Here is a 16,166-nt window from a genome sequence, read left to right as displayed (position 1 = left end):
TTTTAACCTCCATTTATTACGAATCCAAATTGCTTAAAAAACTCTTTTTGTTGGGGGATGATTTACGGTAAGTACCTGGGCTTACACCACTCCATTTTTTAAAAGCGCGATGAAATGCACTTGGATCATGGAAGTTCAGCTCATCACTAATACTTTGAATGGAATCATTGGTTTTACTTAGGCGTTCAATTGCAATATCGCAGCGGATATCATTTTTAAGTTGTTGATAGCTAACACCTTCTTGTTTCAAACGCCGTTGAATCGTTGCCGTCGACATATTTAATTGTTGTGCGATATCTTTTAATTCAGCCCATTGTGAAGGCGGTTGCAACAGTAATTGACGACGAATCTGCAAGCTTAAAGAATTTTCATTTTTAAAACGTACAATTAGGTTATAAGGTGTCTGACTCAGAAAATCTTTTAATGCCTGTTTATCTTTCTTAATTTTATGTTTGAGATAATGTGCATCAAATTCGATTTTATTCTGTTCCGCATTGAACTGAATGTCTTCGCAGAAGCGAACACGATAATCTTGTATTTCTACAGGTGGATGGCATCGAAAGGTCATACTTTGAAATGCAATACGTTGATCGCTTAACCAACACATTAAACTATGTACTAACATTAAAAACGTTGAATAGGTAAACATACGTTTGGGTTGTTCGTGATCGTGCAAAAACAAATAAGCTTTGTCACCGTGTTGAACAAGTTCACCATGTATATCATCTAAGATTAAACTTAGAAATCTGAGAATTTCTTTTATTGCCTGCTCTAATGTTTCAGCATTAAATGCAAGTTGAGCCAAGAGCTTATAACTGCCACGCCGCATAGGATGTTGATCCATTCCCAAGAATTCATCATTCATGGTTTCTGCAAGTTCTACCCATAATTGTGCGCATTGAGTTACAGGAACGCGCGCTTTGGTCGAGGTTAGCAATTCTGCTGAGATACCTGCACGATTGGCAATACTCACGATATTTAAACCACGACTTGCGGCAACACTTAACGCTTCACGGATTAAAGCATTAGAAATAGTATCTTTGGCCGAATTTATATCTAAAGGTAAGTTTTTGCTCATACAACAATGAAATACAGGAGAAAAAAATAGATTAAATGCTCAAAAGTTGCATTAAATTTGCTACTTTTTGGAATTGTATCGGAAAAAACTTCGCTTTACTCTGACTTATAAAAATTTATACCTTTAATTTGATAGGAAACGTAAATGAAAATTCAAGGAAAACATTTTGTCATTACTGGTGGTGGCTCAGGTTTAGGTGCAACTACAGCAGAATATCTAGTAGAAAAGGGCGCATCGGTAACGTTGGTGGACATGAATGCTGAAGTTGGAGAAAAACAAGCTAAAGCACTAGGCGATCAAGCTGAATTCGTAAAATTAGATGTAACGGATGAGCAAGCCGCTGAACAATTTTTTAAAGATGTTGTAGAAAAGCATGGTGCATTACATGGTTTAGTCAATTGTGCAGGTATTGGCCCATCGGCGAAAGTTGTGGGGAAAGAAGGAGTCCATGATCTTGCGATGTTCTCTAAAACTTTACAGATCAATGTGACTGGTACATTCAATATGCTTCGCTTTGCTGCTGATGCTATGAGTAAAAACACTGTAGCTGAAGGTGATGAAGACTGTGGTGTGATTGTGAATACGGCATCTGTAGCTGCTTTTGATGGTCAGATTGGACAGGCCGCATATTCAGCTTCAAAAGGTGCAGTTGTTGCGATGACTTTACCGATCGCAAGAGAATTAGCACGTCATGCGATTCGTATTATGGTGATTGCACCGGGTATTATGGAAACACCAATGTTAAAAGGATTACCGCAAAACGTACAAGATGCATTAGGGCAAATGGTTCCATATCCTTCTCGTTTAGGTCGCCCTGAAGAGTTTGCTCGTTTGGTTGCCCATATTGCCGAAAATTCTTACTTAAATGGTGAAGTGATTCGTTTGGATGGTGCTATTCGCATGGCAGCAAAATGATAATTTCTATTTAAGTTTTACAAGCAGGTTTTGCTGATAGACCGTTGTAAAAAGAAATTTTACAATGGTCTTTATTTTAGGGTTCGATGCTTAGACTTGCCCATTTGATTATTTCATTTTAATGTTAGGTAAAAGATTTTATGTAGCACAATAAAAATAATCGAGTTTTGGAGCTTATTAATGCAATCTATAAAAACTTTATCAGTCGCATTTACATTACTTTTAACAGGCTGCGTTGGTAATATGAATCCAACGGGTAATATGACTCGGCCAAACTATCCATACTATACGACGCAACAACCGATAGTGGTTAAAAATATAAGTGTACCCGCTGGCACAAAGCTTGTTTATGAAAAATATGCATTCAAAAAAGGGATGCAAGAACGTCTATTGGCTGAAGATAAACTTACAGGCATACACTTGCCAGAAGGAAAAATAATTGTTTGGGGAGGTGTACCTGTCACTCAAATTTCTCGATTTTTTAATACAGAAATGCGAGGTTACTCGGTATATGCAGATTTCAATCTGCTTGAACCCAAGCAGCGGACGAAATTTTCGCAGTTGTGGCAAAGTTGTAATGATGACTTAGGAATTACGGTCAAAGATATCCGCGATTGGTCGTTTAATAAAAATAATATCGCTGATGTAGAAAGTTGTAGCGTAAATTATCAACGATATTTCAAAGATGATGTTCAACAAAAGCAGTTTTTAGATACATTGTATTCTGAGTTAATGAAAGTTGATTCGCCATCATAACCGATGGTTTTACTAAGCTATTTCTTGAGATGAAATACTATTTAAGTGTTGGTAAATAAAAGGGAAATGGCACACATTTCCCTTTTGAATTAGAGCTGAGCTTTTACTTCTTCACCGATCAAATAAAATGTTCCGCCAGCAATGTAATGAAGGCTCCTTAGGTTCTTATTGGCATCTTCAAAATGCCAGTGCCCATCACGGAAAACGCGTGAGTCTGCCCAAGCTGCAATGACTGAACCAATAAATAGATCATGGTTTTGTTGATTATGCGGTTCAGGGATTACTTTACAGACTAGCCATGCTATGCAGCCATCAACTAATGGAACTTCTAGACCATCTTTATAAAATAGCTCAGTTTTGCAGTTTGCTAACTTATCAGGATGATCAAACTTACTGATAGTGCCCAACTGATGCACCATATCAAGTTGAGCGAAACATGGAACTTGAAGTGCAAAATATCCACTTTGTTCAACCAACTGGCGCGTTTTGGTACTTTTATCCAACACCACAGTGACCTTCGCGGGTGTTAGCTCTAAAGCACATGCCCAAGCTGCCGCCATAACATCAGTGTCTTGTTCATGTTGAGCTGAAACTAACACCGTAGGTCCATGATTTAAAAGACGATAAGCTTTAGGTAACTCAACCGCTAATAGATTTTGAGTGCTCATACACTTTCCGAATATTTCTGAACACAACTATTGTTGCATAAAGATCGTTATGATTTACTCATTTTCCCAACGTTTGTAGGCACGATTAAAACTTGAGGTGGATGAATAACCGAGTTTTTTTGCAACTTCTTCTTTCGTGATTAACGGATTTAATAATAACTTACGCGCTTTTTGTTTACGCACGTCGTCATATAGACTTTGAAAGCTGACAGCTTTTTCTTGCAGCATTCGTTGTAATGTTCTTTTGGTTAAATTCAACTTTTGAGCCACTTGATCAATACTGAGCAATCCTTCTGTTGGATCATCAATCAACCGCTTAACTCGATAAAGAATATCTTGTGTCGCAACTAACTCATCAAGCTCTTTTTGACAGAGCAATTTAAATTTTTCAGAGGTGAGAGGATCAGACATACTCAAAGGTCGATCTAAAAATTCGGCAGGTGCTATTAAACGAGTATGTGGCTGTTCGTAACGTATTTCTTCAAAAGTAGTATTCAGAATTTTATTAAAACGAGAAAAATAGGGCGGATATTTACATTGTAAATCAATGCTTGGTTTAAAATCAGGAATGAAAAATCTAACTAAGTGAACGAAGCCAGTTAAGAAAAAAATACAACTAAATTCATATGATCGAGTATCTGAAACATCAGTGAAGTTCAATAGAGATGGATCATAAATAATCGTGTAGTAGGCAAGATGTTGTTCGATTTTGAAATCAAATTCAACAAACGAACATTGTAAGCTAACGAACTGATTAATCGTTTGAATTGCATCATAAGCATTTTTGGATATTGCGACAGTAAATCCAAGTAAGCCATGAGAACTGATTTTAATCTGTGTTCCTGCGTAAAATCCGATGCCTTCTTCTTGTGTCAGCTCGATCGTACGCTCAATAACTTTTTTAAACGAAGCGAGACTAATTTTATAACTTAGATCATTCAGCTTATCAATTTCTACACCAGTTCCCCAAAAGAGGGTTTCAACGGAAATATCCCATTGAGCCACGACTTCACTTAGTAAATGTGCATAAGAGCTACTTATAAAATGATGTTTATGATGACGAGGAAGACTCATGATAGTAACTAAATTCCATTTTTAAACTGATCCTGCGACTTTGAAAATAATCTAGCAATGTGAATTTGAAAATGTACATTCATCGGAATTTTCGGATTCGAGCATAATTTTGGCGTCTATTGTTATGAATTTGGCGCAGTTTGTTTTAGTCTAAAATTCACGCAATATTTGTAGGGAGTATAATTTTGCAGTTCATTTGTATGTTTGGAATGAATCCGCATACAAATCGCACGGACTATATAGCTGTAATAAAAACGAAAAATGCTAGGAGCAAAACGTGAAGAAAAAATATTTAAGCGCTATGACGTTAATGGCGGGTATGCTGATGAGCAGTGGATCTGTAGTACATGCAGGTTTATTCGACTTCTTATCACCAAAGGCATCATGGCAAAATTGTAATGTGGACTCATGTTCAGTCGGCGGTAGTACTTATGTTACCTCTAGTTATGCCAAAACAAAGTATCCAATCTTATTAGCACATGGTATGGCTGGTTTCTCTGCTGTTGGGCCTTTACAGTATTGGAATGGTATTACAGAGGACTTGGTTGGTAATGGTGCAAATGTGTTTGTCGCTCAACAAGCATCATTTAACTCATCAGAGGTACGTGGAGAACAATTACTTTTACAAGCAAAACAAGTTCTGGCAATTACAGGCGCTCAAAAGGTCAATTTGATCGGACATAGTCATGGCTCACAATCAGTTCGTTATGTAGCGAGCCTTATGCCAACTAAAGTTGCCTCAGTAACTGCTGTAGGTGGACCAACTAAAGGTTCTGATGTTGCTGATGTGGTTTATTCCATCACTCAATCACCAGTCGGACCGATAGCAGCACCTGTTGTTGCAGCCGCAGTGGATGCTTTCTTTTCTTTAGTGGGTATTGGGTCTGGTCATTATTATGATCAAGATGCAATCGCAGGACTGAATTCACTTACAACTGCTGGTTCAGCAAATTTCAATAGTCGTTTCCCAGCAGGTGTTCCAACGACTGCTTGTGGTTCGGGTACAGAACTTGTCAATGGTGTTCGCTATTATTCATGGGGTGGTACAGGGGTGTTAACTAATGTATTAGATCCTCTAGACTATGCTTTAGTTGCAACATCATTACTCATAAGTGGTGAAAATGATGGCTTGGTGCCGCGTTGTTCAAATCATTTAGGCACAGTCATTCGTGATAATTATAATTTTAACCATTTGGATGAAGTGAATCAGGTGTTAGGCTTGGTTGGTTTCTTACAAAATCCAGTCACTCCTTATCGAACTCAAGCAAACCGCTTGAAGAATCAAGGTCTATAACTATTCAAATATAAGGGAGTATGGTTTTACTCCCTTTACCATATAACGGTTCACACAATTAATTATAAATAGAGCAAGGGATTATGAGCGGTAAATTTATAAATCATAAGACAATTGTATTTGGTGTTATCACGAGTGTATTGCTCTTGCTACTGCTGATTTACTATGTATTTAAACCAGAAGCTCAAACTCAAAACCAAAATATAAATACGCAGACAATACAGCCAGAAAACACAGTTTTAGAAAGTGCAACTGCAAACAATAAACAAGGAAAACTGCCAACCCTAGCAGCATCATTACAAGGTACAGAGATTGATTGCCCAATTCAGGTCGATGCAAATGGGAAACTCATTTTAACGGTTGGTATTCGTAGTTGTTTTGATTATTTCTTTTCTAGCTTAGGTGAAAAAACTGAAGCAGAGCTTGTTGCAGATATTCGACAATACTTGCTCGCAACATTGCCAGAGTCCGCTTCAAACTATGCAATTTATTTGCTTGATCAATATGTTGCTTATATGCATGCACTACAAAACTTAAAACCAAATGCAGGCTTTAAATCTAATAATGTTGATGCTTTGCAAAAAGTCGTAGATCAAATGGCAAAAGTACAACAACAGTTTTTTAATGCGGCTGAAATTAATGCTTTGTTTGGTAATGAAAGAAATCTAAATCAATTTAATCTTGAGCAAATGCGTATCCATGCCAATAAAAATCTAACGACACAAGAAAAGGCTACAGAGCTTGCGAAGTTGATTGATGAATTACCTCCAGCGTTGGCCGACGGAGTACGGGTTTCGATGCAATTCGCTGAATTGCAGCAACTTACGAAAGAAATCCAAGCAAAAGGCGGATCAGCTCAAGATTTAAGAAGTATGAGGGAAAGTTTACTTGGGCCTGAAGCTGCTGATCGTTTGGAAAAAGTTGATCAAGAAGAAGCAGTGTGGCAAACGCAAGTTAATCAGTATTTATCTGCGCGGGATCAAATTTTAAAAAGTGATGCAAATGATGCCAGTAAACAACAATCCATTGCTGAATTACGTAATAGTTCATTTGGGACGAAAGAGGATTTATTAAGAGCTCAATCCTATGAAGTGATGCATGATCAAAAAAGTAAAGGATCATAATCAATCATTATTTCTAGCTGTAAGTGCTCTCCATTATATTTCCCTGAAATGACTTGTAGAAATGGAGGGGAACTCACTTCAATAAAAAATATGAATTTGCTATTTATTCGTATTTTATGCAATTTAACTTTCATAAAAATGCGCCGACACTTAGAATCTAATCTGTTCGGAACAGGCTAGAGAATTGTTGTGTCAAACCATTTAGAAAACGAATTTGAGCTAAGTAATGATGAAATGCATCTTTATAGTCGTCAGATTTTATTAGATGGTTGGGACATTGAAGCACAAGAAAAACTCAAACTCGCCAATGTTTTGATTATCGGTGCAGGTGGCATAGGTTGTACAAGTGCTGAGCTGTTGGCACGAGCAGGTGTGGGTAAAATTACGATTGTTGATGCTGATACCATTGAGATGAGTAATCTTCAGAGACAAATTGCATTTACATTGAATGATCTAGGCCGTTACAAAGCAGAGATTTTGGCTAAGCATCTACAAACAATTAATCCGCATATACAAGTGAACTATCAAAATATACGTTTTGACCCAACGAATGCTGATGATTTAGTACAGCATCAAGATGTAGTTTTAGATGGTTGCGATAATTTTAGTACGCGTTACTTGGTCAATTCGATTTGTCGAAAATATCAAATCCCATTAATTAGTGCTTCAGCGATTGGTTTCGAAGGGCAGTTATTTATGGTTGATGCTGAGACTGCATGCTATGAGTGTCTATTTCCTAAAGAAAATCATGCAAATGAAGGGTTGCGCTGCGCAGAATCAGGTGTACTAGCCACTACGCCTGTCATTATAGCGTCATTACAAGCACATCATACTTTGTTGTTCTTAGGCCGTGGATTAACGCCACTTAAACAGAAACTCTTGCTTTGGAATGGTTTAAATCTTTCACAGCGTATTTTGCAATTTGAAAAAGATGCAAATTGTCCAGTTTGTCAGGCAACTTAATCGGTAAACGCCGTTAAATTTGATAAACTAAAACCATCTATGAGGCAATGAAAGATTATGAAAAGAAATATTTTATTCGATGGATTGCGTTCTGTTGCACGTATCGGTGAAACAGTGATGGTTGCAGCACAGGCAGGTGTAAAATACGCAACTGAAAAACCAAGTAACGCAAAACTTATGCGTGAGACTTTTGAATCATTGGGTTCTACTTATATTAAACTTGGTCAATTCATCGCAAGTACACCATCTTTATTCCCTCGTGAATATGTTGAAGAGTTCCAAGGTTGTTTAGATCAAACACCAACTTTGCCTTTTAGTTATATTCAACAAGTTTTAGCTGAAGAATTTGAAGGTAAGAATCTAAATGAAATCTTTAGCTTTATTGATGAAAAGCCTTTAGCATCGGCATCAATCGCACAAGTACATGCGGCTCGATTAGTTACAGGTGAAGATGTTGTATTAAAAGTACAAAAACCTGGTGTGGAAACGATTCTATACACAGATTTAAATGTAGTTCATTGGGCAACAAAACTCCTTGAAAAGGCAGTTCCTAAAATCAAATTTGCCTCTTTGTCTGAAATCGTTGATGAAATCAAAACACGTATGGTACGCGAAGTTGATTTTATCGAAGAAGCACAAAATCTTGATGATTTTGTACAGTACCTAAATGTTTCAGGTAATCAAGCTGCAACTGCGCCAAAGGTTTATCACCAATTCTCTACGCGCCGTGTTTTAACGATGCAACGATTGTATGGTGTGTCTTTAACTGATTTTGACGTCGTAAAGAAATATGCAAAAGATCCAACACAAGTATTGATTACAGCCATGAATACATGGTTTGGTAGTTTAATGTTATGTAAGAGTTTCCATGCAGATTTACATGCAGGGAATCTAATGTTGCTTGAAGATGGTCGTATCGGTTTTATTGATTTCGGTATTGTTGGTCAATTAAAACCAGAAGTTTGGACGGCATGTATGGCATTTATGGATGCTTTGCAGCATACCAATTACACGGCTATGGCTGAAAATATGCTCAAAATGGGGATGACGCATCAGAAAATTGATACCCAAGTTTTAGCTGACGATCTCGAGCGTTTATTTAGTGGTGTACTTTTAGCTGATCCTCAAGAGATTCTGACTTCAAATCCAGCTGATCTTAATGACATTATGATGGATATGATAGGGGTTGGTGAACGTCACGGCATCAAATTCCCGCGTGACTTTGCGCTATTATTCAAGCAAATGCTATATTTTGATCGTTTCATGCGTGTTCTCGCACCATATACCGATATTTATGCTGACCAACGTTTGAAAATGGTTCACAATATCGAACCTGCTTCATTCTTGAAGCACTAAAAATTCTTTTAAATCCCCCTTGTTTTAAGGGGGAAACTTTATGTGATGCTGAGTTAATGGACGCCATTATTATTGAAGGGCTAAAAGTTGATACGGTTGTTGGTTGTTTTAATTGGGAACGCCAAATCATTCAGCCTTTGATGTTGGATTTAACGATTCATAATGACTTGAGTCAGGCTGCTCAGTCTGATGAGTTAGACGATACGCTGAATTATGCTCAAATTTGTGAGCTAGCTGCACAAGTGATCCAACAAGCACAACCCAAGTTAATTGAGCATGCTGCTCAACTGGTTCTAGAGAGTTTATTTAAGACTTTTTCTTCGATTGAATCTATTATTATCACTATTCGTAAACCTGCAATTATTGCTCAAGCAACTGCAGTAGGAATTCGCCTTGAACGCAACAGAAACGATTTTTGCGCTCGCACTGGCGAGTAATGTCCAGCAACAACAGCACTTTAGTTTTGCTTATGCTCAAATTGAGCAATTAGGTAAAGTGAAATTTTCTTCTATTTATCAAATCCCATGTCGTGATGGTGTCGGTGCTGATTATTGGAACTCCGCTTGTTTATTAACAAGTACCTTGTCTGTTGAGGATATGATTGAGACATTAAAAAAATTAGAATTACAATCTGGACGTATCCGGCCATCGCATCATATCAGCTTAGACATCGATGTTATTGCTTGGGGCAAAGATTTGAACCATATGCAATTTAATTCAAAGAAGCTACCATTAGCAGTAGATGTGAAAATTCCTTTAGTTGAATTATGGCAAGATGATGCGCTGAAATATAATGCAGAGCTGCAATATCCTGTCATTACAATGTAATTTTTGTTGTTTGTAACACCATAATAATAGGAATAATTTTATGAAAATTATTTTTCAAATTTCATTTTTAAGTCTTTTACTGTCTGGTTGTGCAGCCATGAGTGTTGATCAATGTAAAACGGCAAACTGGACAAGTGTTGGTGAAAAAGACGGTTCTGCAGGACGAGAGTCAAGATTAGATAAATACTATTCATCGTGTCAGAAAGCGAATATTGTTCCGAATCAAGCGCTTTATGAAAAAGGTTATAAGCAAGGTTTAAGTTATTATTGTCGTCCTGAATCAATCTTCTATGAAGCAATAGAAGGACGCGGGAATTATCAAGTTTGTCCAATTGAAAAGCGTGATGCGTTACGTTCATATTACCAAGTTGCTAATGAATACTACCAAGCAAATTCTGAATTTGATCGCTCACAAAATGATGTCAGTTATTATTTGAGAGAATTAGAACGTAAAGATTTATCATCAAAGCTTAGAGATGACTATAAAAAGCGTTTATACGATTTACGCTCAAATAGCAGCAGAGTTCAATATCGTTATCAAGATGCTGTAAGGAACCTTGAAAGATTTAAAGCAGAACATGGATTGAATTAATCCAATCCTAAAACCTATGGTGCTGCTATAGGTTTTTTTATAAATAGAATAATTGAAACACATACTAAAAGCTTAAGCAGTGTTTGAATATTCACATGAATTATTTGAAAGGAACGGCATGAAAATTAAATATCTGATATTGGGCTTACTTGCGTGTAGCGCAATGAACTCGGCGTATGCGATTGATGCCAAATATAGAGAGTTACTAATCCAATCAGGTTGTACACAAGTGAGTGAAATGCAAGGTTGTGATATTTATAAAAGCAAAGAAGAAAATGCAACGTCGGGTTTCGTCACACCACAACCTCAACAAATGATATCAAATCAAAGCATTCATCAAAAAGATTGGGTTGCTCAAAAAGCTGATGGTTCAAAATTAGCAACCATCAAAATTGATGATGCAAAACGTGTATGGGTGAATAGCAAACGAGTGTTCTTTGTTAAAAAGGGCAAAGATCAGTTACAGTTCAAAAAAGATAAAATAATTTATGTGATTTTTACTGATCAAAATAGATATTCGCAAAGTTATTGGCATAATCAAAAAGCAAACATGCATGGTAAGATTATTGTTAAATGATCTGTGATTGATTATAAAAAAGGGCGTTGTGTTGAAACGCCCTTTATCCTTTATAGATAGTAACTGGTTTTAGTCATGAGTTTAGAAATGGCTGTCATGGTGATACGAACAGGTACAGGTAAATCAACACCACCCGCATTGAGTGCTGTATCTCGATGATGAAGCTCATCTTCATTCATTTGTACTAAGATTTTACGTGAACGCTCATCATGTTCGGGTAATTGTTGAATATGATCTTGTAAATGTTGGCTGACTTGACGCTCTGTTTCTGCAACAAAACCTAAGCTATATTTATCGCCAGCAATTCCTGCAATTGCACCCATGCCATAAGACAATCCATACCAAATCGGGTTAAGTAGGCTGGTATGGCTGTCTAACTCTTTTAAACGTTCTTCACACCAAGCAAGATGGTCTTGTTCTTCGATGGCTGCTTGTTGCATTTCTTCACGAACATGAGGGAGTTTTGCTGTCAATGCTTGTCCGTGATAAAGCGCTTGAGCACAGACTTCGCCACTATGATTAACACGCATTAAACCTGCAACATGACGAGCATCACTCACGCACAGTTGTGATGGTTCATGATCTGCTGGATTACCGCGTTGAGCACTCGTTGCACCAGGGACTAAGCTGCGTAATGCTTGGTCAAATGAATTAATCAGCTTATCTAGACCTGTATACTGACGCATAAGTTAATCCTCTAAAGTGTTTGGAACATTTGCAATAAGTGGTTTTAGTCGTTTCAACAACCAAATGGAGAAAAATGCACTTAAAACAGCTGTAATAATAAATAAGATTTTAATATCAATTTTTAAAATGCTTAAGACTAAAATTGAGAAAATTGCAGATGAAACCATAAATACAGCATTTAAAATATTATTCGCGGCCACAACACGCGCACGATGAGAGCGCGGAGAATAAGCCTGCATCATGGCGTACAGTGGCACGATATAGAAACCACCACTAATACCCAGTAGAGTGACTGCTAACATTACGTGATAATAGACTAAACCTTGAGTAAAAATGTCGCCAAGATTGAGAAGCTCACCCGTGCGTTCAGGAACAAAAGCAAGGCTTGCAGCTAAATAAAGTGCAAATACAGTCAGACCAACAGCACCGTAGGGCACCATCTTGATATTGATATCACTACCGCCAATCTTTCTGCATAGTAGTGAACCAACACCAATTCCTACAGAGAAAAAGGTCAGTAATAAGCTCACGACATTTTCAGAAGCATGTAAGTTTTGTTGAGTGAGTTGAGGAATTTGGGTGAGGTACGTAGCGCCATAAAACCAATACCAAGAATTACCCAGCAAAATAATAAAAACAACTGGAATGCCTTTGACGTATTTTAATGTCTGAAAGCTAGTACGGACAAAGTTCCAATCAATCTTTAAGTCTGGTTCAGCAACTTTTTGAGGTAAAATAAATCGGCTACATAAATAGCCTAAGCAGGCAATTGTGACAACTGTGATACTAATCCACAATAAGTTTCCTTCAGACGAGGCGATGACAGCGCCACCTAAAATCATACCGAGTAAAATTGCAATAGAAGTACCCGACTGAAATAATGCATTACCAGACATTAATTCCTGAGGTTTTAAAATTTCAGGCAAGATGGCGTACTTAATTGGACCAAAGCAGGTCGAATGTGTACCCATAAGAAATAAAGCAAACAATAACAGCCACAAATTACCAAGTAAAAAGCCTGCTGTTCCGATGAGCATGATGACAATTTCTAATATTTTAATAAATCGAATAAGCTGAGATCTTTCATATTTATCAGCAATTTGACCTGCTGTCGCTGAAAAGAAAAAGTAAGGTAGAATAAAAAGAAGTGCAGCAAGATTATTTAAAGTACTAATGGGTGCGCTTTGTTGCTGAATCCAACCATAGGTAATGACTAAGAGTAAAGCTTGTTTATAAACGTTGTCATTCAGTGCCCCAAAAAATTGTGTGAAAAACATCGGAACAAACCGACGTGATGTCATTAAGTGGTCATCTTGTTTCATCGTGTGTTCACTTCATTGTGTTTTATAAAAAAATGTGACTTACTGTAAAAATACTACAAAATGCATGTATGATACTTTCAATGTTTGATTGGATGAAAATCAACGATTTGAAGAACTTTTCACCCATCAAAAAAAGATAAATTAAAAATAAGTTTAGAGTTTCACATGCCATCTAAAGCTAAGTTTAAACAGTCAACACTGGTTCATTCTATGCATTTAATATTTAAAATGCAGGGCTTTCCTAAACTTATTTGTAGTAGTTTTTTAATTAGTTCTTGTATATCAGTTGCTTGTGCTCAAGAGCAGGTTTCTGATCTGTCGAAAAATGAAACAATTGAACAACCTACAACAACAGTTGATTCAGACACTGTACAAGAAACAACGACGTTTAATACCCAATTGGTCAATGCTTTACCAAATTCGAATATCAATGTGCAAGACAGTTTGGACGCGTTAAAACAGCAAGAACAATCCGTAAATCAAATTAACGAATTGAAACCAATTCAGTTAGACGACAACTTAGAAGATTTACCAACGGTCACTGTTGATCAAAATATGGCAGACGAAATTTTCCGTGTTGCTGAAGAAGCAAAAAATGATGCGAAAAATTATCGTGATAATCCGACTAAAACGTCCGATGTATTGGTGAATGATGCTTCGCAGGCGGAATTGACAGAGATTACCAAAGCACCTGTGAATATTGATCAATTAATGCAGGAAATCCAAACAGACAGCAAGATTGTTGTTGAAGCAAATGAATTAGGGCGAACACTACCTGAATTGCAAGTCAATGATGATAAGAAAGATGAAAAAGTTGGCTTCTTTAAAAGAATTTGGAATCGTTTACATCCTGATAATCTACTCAATGCTGAGAAAATACCCCGTATTTCAGCAGATGTTTCAGGTGCGCCAGCGATATTGGCAACGAATATCAAGGCTAAGCTTTCTACTTTTACCCAAGAGTCGTTTGAAGATTTCAACGTTGCATTACCACAATTAAGATCACTTACAAATCAAGCTGCACAAGCAGTAGGTTATTACAATGCTGAATTTAAATTTGAAAAAGTCAGTGATAGCAAGGTTAAAGTCAACGTTACGCCGAATGAACCAGTAAAAATCAAAGAACAAAACATTGAGTTTTCTGGAGCGGGTGAGAATTTACCACAACTCCAAGTTCTTCGCTTAATTCCTGAGCAAGATGAAGGTGATATCTTCAATCACGGTAAATATGAAGAGACTAAAACTAAAATCGTCAGCGCTGCAACCGACAATGGTTTCTTTGATGCTTATTGGCGATTACACGATGTAAAAATTACTCAACCAGATAAGACAGCGGAAATTAACCTGAAATATGAGACAGGCGACCGTTATAAGCTTAAAAAAGTTGAGTATCGGATGAGTGATCCGAGTAAGCCTTTACCACTAACACAAAAAGTATTGGATAGCTTAGCTCCTTGGAAAGAAGATGATGACTATGCTTTCTGGCGTGTTAACGCATTAGCAAACAACCTCACAAATACCCGTTATTTTAACTACACCTTGGTTGATACGATCAAGCCAGACCCGATTCAACCGCCTTTAGAATTAGCACCCGATTTACAGGCATTGGTTGATCAACAAAATATTCAACAATCACAACTGATGAGTAGCCAGCAAAAGGCAGACTTGGCTCGGCAAAAAGTCGTTTCTGCTGAAGAGGTGACTCAAGATGTTGTGGATGAATCACAGTTCTCTGGTGGCGAGTCACAACAATACGCAATCGCACGTGCAATGCCACTCTCGCATGATCACGATGATGAGGAAGAGGAAAGACAAAAACTAGAAGAGCAAACGCGAATCGAGAAAAAAATCCCAGTTGTTGTGACATTGAACGCAGATCGTTTAAACAGCTTAGAAACAGGTCTGGGGTATGGTACGGATACAGGGGCACGTATTCGTAGCCAATATCGACGTGCGATTGTAAATAAGTATGGACATGCATTTGATGCCAATATTGAGGTTTCACAAATTCGTCAATCAATTGATGGACGCTATAGCATTCCTTACAAACATCCATTAAATGATTATTTTAACCTTGTTGGTGGTTATGAGCGTGAAGAGCGTGACGATATTGGTCCAGATGTAAATCTGCTTGTTGAATCTGCGGTATTGGGTGGTGAGCGTGTCATTAAAAACCCGCTCGGTGATTGGCAACATACGATGGGTGTTCGTTATCGTCTAGATCGACTCACTAAAAAAGGTGATGTTGATGTAAATGAGTTACCTGATGCATTTAAAGTTTCAGGAATGGATTCCGAACAAGAATCTCTATTGTTTGGTTATGAACTATCTAAAACCAATGCGAATTCACGTTTAAATCCAACCAAAGGCTTTAAACAAACCTACAAAGTTGAACTGGGAACTGAATCATTACTTTCTGACGCAAACATGGCGATCTTAACTGCTGGTTGGAGATTTATTTATTCACTAGGTGAAAACGATGACCATCAGTTTGTTGGTCGTGGTGATGCAAGTTATATTTTCACTGATGACTTTAATAAAGTACCTTATAACTTGCGTTTCTTCACAGGTGGGGATCAGTCATTACGTGGATTTGACTACAAGAGTTTATCGCCAGAAGAAAACGGTTATAAGATCGGTGGACAAGCGTTAGGGGTCGGTTCTTTAGAATATAACTATCAGTTTAAAGATGGCTGGCGAGCAGCAATTTTTTCTGATTTTGGTAATGCTTACGATAAAGATTTCAACAATCCGACAGAATATAGTATTGGTGTTGGTATTCGTTGGAGATCGCCAATTGGCCCAATTCGATTAGATGTTGCATCAGGTATTTCAAATGATAACAATCCTATTCGATTACATTTCTTTATTGGTCCGCAGCTTTAATACAGTTTAAAAATTCCTTTAAAAGGTCAAATAATTTTCAGGTTGA

At 37.3% G+C, this 16,166-nt stretch carries 16 protein-coding genes; 11 read left to right on the top strand and 5 right to left on the bottom strand.

Annotation, left to right across the window (positions count from 1 at the left end):
* Positions 1-16: 16 nt before the first annotated feature.
* Positions 17-1,078 (bottom strand): AraC family transcriptional regulator, encoded by a 1,062-nt coding sequence (locus F959_RS10835; RefSeq protein WP_004880074.1) that lies wholly within the window; start codon positions 1,076-1,078, stop codon positions 17-19.
* A 144-nt stretch (positions 1,079-1,222) separates the two neighbouring features.
* Here F959_RS10835 and F959_RS10830 point away from each other — a divergent pair, with 144 nt between their 5' ends.
* Positions 1,223-1,993: an SDR family NAD(P)-dependent oxidoreductase gene (locus F959_RS10830; RefSeq protein WP_004880072.1), complete on the top strand. Its 771-nt coding sequence runs from the start codon at positions 1,223-1,225 to the stop codon at positions 1,991-1,993.
* Between the two features lie 180 nt (positions 1,994-2,173).
* Positions 2,174-2,749 carry a hypothetical protein gene (locus F959_RS10825; RefSeq protein WP_004880070.1) on the top strand — a complete coding sequence of 192 codons (576 nt, stop codon included), beginning with the start codon at positions 2,174-2,176 and terminating at the stop codon, positions 2,747-2,749.
* 89 nt (positions 2,750-2,838) lie between these two features.
* Here F959_RS10825 and F959_RS10820 read toward each other — a convergent pair whose 3' ends face one another.
* Together F959_RS10820 and F959_RS10815 are read right to left on the bottom strand one after the other, a co-directional pair.
* Positions 2,839-3,417, bottom strand: coding sequence for a flavin reductase family protein (locus F959_RS10820; protein ID WP_004880067.1), 579 nt, complete (start codon positions 3,415-3,417; stop codon positions 2,839-2,841).
* Between the two features lie 54 nt (positions 3,418-3,471).
* A complete protein-coding gene (locus tag F959_RS10815) occupies positions 3,472-4,491 on the bottom strand; it encodes an AraC family transcriptional regulator (protein ID WP_004880065.1) in 1,020 nt (339 codons plus the stop codon).
* A gap of 277 nt (positions 4,492-4,768) precedes the next feature.
* Between F959_RS10815 and F959_RS10810 the strand changes: the two genes are divergently transcribed.
* From F959_RS10810 to F959_RS10775, 8 genes are all read left to right on the top strand, one after another.
* Positions 4,769-5,785, top strand: a complete 1,017-nt coding sequence (locus F959_RS10810) for a lipase family alpha/beta hydrolase (protein ID WP_004880063.1) — start codon at positions 4,769-4,771, stop codon at positions 5,783-5,785.
* Positions 5,786-5,868: 83 nt separating this feature from the next.
* Positions 5,869-6,909, top strand: coding sequence for a lipase secretion chaperone (locus tag F959_RS10805; protein ID WP_004880062.1), 1,041 nt, complete (start codon positions 5,869-5,871; stop codon positions 6,907-6,909).
* Positions 6,910-7,143: 234 nt separating this feature from the next.
* Complete coding sequence (locus F959_RS10800) at positions 7,144-7,872, top strand: HesA/MoeB/ThiF family protein (RefSeq protein WP_171056560.1); 729 nt, start codon at positions 7,144-7,146, stop codon at positions 7,870-7,872.
* A gap of 57 nt (positions 7,873-7,929) precedes the next feature.
* Entirely contained in the window at positions 7,930-9,228 is a 1,299-nt protein-coding gene (locus F959_RS10795) for an ABC1 kinase family protein (RefSeq protein ID WP_004880058.1), read from the top strand.
* A 56-nt stretch (positions 9,229-9,284) separates the two neighbouring features.
* Complete coding sequence (gene folB, locus F959_RS10790; RefSeq protein WP_004880054.1) at positions 9,285-9,665, top strand: dihydroneopterin aldolase; 381 nt, start codon at positions 9,285-9,287, stop codon at positions 9,663-9,665.
* The gene (locus tag F959_RS10785; RefSeq protein ID WP_004880051.1) at positions 9,622-10,056 is read left to right on the top strand and encodes a 2-amino-4-hydroxy-6-hydroxymethyldihydropteridine diphosphokinase; all 435 of its coding nucleotides are present in this window, start codon (positions 9,622-9,624) and stop codon (positions 10,054-10,056) included. Before folB ends, F959_RS10785 begins: the two co-directional genes overlap by 44 nt.
* A gap of 40 nt (positions 10,057-10,096) precedes the next feature.
* On the top strand, positions 10,097-10,648 hold the full coding sequence (locus F959_RS10780) for a DUF2799 domain-containing protein (RefSeq protein WP_004880050.1): 552 nt from the start codon (positions 10,097-10,099) through the stop codon (positions 10,646-10,648).
* Positions 10,649-10,766: 118 nt separating this feature from the next.
* The gene (locus F959_RS10775; protein WP_004880048.1) at positions 10,767-11,225 is read left to right on the top strand and encodes a hypothetical protein; all 459 of its coding nucleotides are present in this window, start codon (positions 10,767-10,769) and stop codon (positions 11,223-11,225) included.
* A 50-nt stretch (positions 11,226-11,275) separates the two neighbouring features.
* Here F959_RS10775 and coq7 read toward each other — a convergent pair whose 3' ends face one another.
* Both coq7 and F959_RS10765 read right to left on the bottom strand, forming a co-directional pair.
* Positions 11,276-11,911 carry a 2-polyprenyl-3-methyl-6-methoxy-1,4-benzoquinone monooxygenase gene (coq7, locus tag F959_RS10770; RefSeq protein ID WP_004880045.1) on the bottom strand — a complete coding sequence of 212 codons (636 nt, stop codon included), beginning with the start codon at positions 11,909-11,911 and terminating at the stop codon, positions 11,276-11,278.
* A gap of 3 nt (positions 11,912-11,914) precedes the next feature.
* A complete protein-coding gene (locus F959_RS10765) occupies positions 11,915-13,234 on the bottom strand; it encodes an MFS transporter (protein WP_004880043.1) in 1,320 nt (439 codons plus the stop codon).
* Between the two features lie 165 nt (positions 13,235-13,399).
* On the opposite strand from F959_RS10765, the gene F959_RS10760 reads away from it, so the two are divergent.
* Positions 13,400-16,120: an autotransporter assembly complex protein TamA gene (locus F959_RS10760; protein ID WP_004880041.1), complete on the top strand. Its 2,721-nt coding sequence runs from the start codon at positions 13,400-13,402 to the stop codon at positions 16,118-16,120.
* Positions 16,121-16,166: the final 46 nt, after the last annotated feature.

The organism is Acinetobacter venetianus RAG-1 = CIP 110063 (assembly GCF_000368585.1).
Lineage (GTDB): Bacteria > Pseudomonadota > Gammaproteobacteria > Pseudomonadales > Moraxellaceae > Acinetobacter > Acinetobacter venetianus.
The sequence above is the reverse complement of the archived record's forward strand: the minus strand, read 5'-3'. Positions and strand labels throughout refer to the sequence as shown.

What these genes read in the sequence shown, in the direction of transcription:
- folB (WP_004880054.1), top strand. Translation starts at nt 9,285, where the DNA reads ATGGACGCCATTATTATTGAAGGGCTAAAAGTTGATACGGTTGTTGGT.
- F959_RS10765 (WP_004880043.1), bottom strand. Translation starts at nt 13,234, where the DNA reads ATGAAACAAGATGACCACTTAATGACATCACGTCGGTTTGTTCCGATG.
- F959_RS10775 (WP_004880048.1), top strand. Translation starts at nt 10,767, where the DNA reads ATGAAAATTAAATATCTGATATTGGGCTTACTTGCGTGTAGCGCAATG.
- coq7 (WP_004880045.1), bottom strand. Translation starts at nt 11,911, where the DNA reads ATGCGTCAGTATACAGGTCTAGATAAGCTGATTAATTCATTTGACCAA.
- F959_RS10805 (WP_004880062.1), top strand. Translation starts at nt 5,869, where the DNA reads ATGAGCGGTAAATTTATAAATCATAAGACAATTGTATTTGGTGTTATC.
- F959_RS10800 (WP_171056560.1), top strand. Translation starts at nt 7,144, where the DNA reads ATGCATCTTTATAGTCGTCAGATTTTATTAGATGGTTGGGACATTGAA.
- F959_RS10820 (WP_004880067.1), bottom strand. Translation starts at nt 3,417, where the DNA reads ATGAGCACTCAAAATCTATTAGCGGTTGAGTTACCTAAAGCTTATCGT.
- F959_RS10780 (WP_004880050.1), top strand. Translation starts at nt 10,097, where the DNA reads ATGAAAATTATTTTTCAAATTTCATTTTTAAGTCTTTTACTGTCTGGT.
- F959_RS10815 (WP_004880065.1), bottom strand. Translation starts at nt 4,491, where the DNA reads ATGAGTCTTCCTCGTCATCATAAACATCATTTTATAAGTAGCTCTTAT.
- F959_RS10795 (WP_004880058.1), top strand. Translation starts at nt 7,930, where the DNA reads ATGAAAAGAAATATTTTATTCGATGGATTGCGTTCTGTTGCACGTATC.
- F959_RS10760 (WP_004880041.1), top strand. Translation starts at nt 13,400, where the DNA reads ATGCCATCTAAAGCTAAGTTTAAACAGTCAACACTGGTTCATTCTATG.
- F959_RS10825 (WP_004880070.1), top strand. Translation starts at nt 2,174, where the DNA reads ATGCAATCTATAAAAACTTTATCAGTCGCATTTACATTACTTTTAACA.
- F959_RS10830 (WP_004880072.1), top strand. Translation starts at nt 1,223, where the DNA reads ATGAAAATTCAAGGAAAACATTTTGTCATTACTGGTGGTGGCTCAGGT.
- F959_RS10835 (WP_004880074.1), bottom strand. Translation starts at nt 1,078, where the DNA reads ATGAGCAAAAACTTACCTTTAGATATAAATTCGGCCAAAGATACTATT.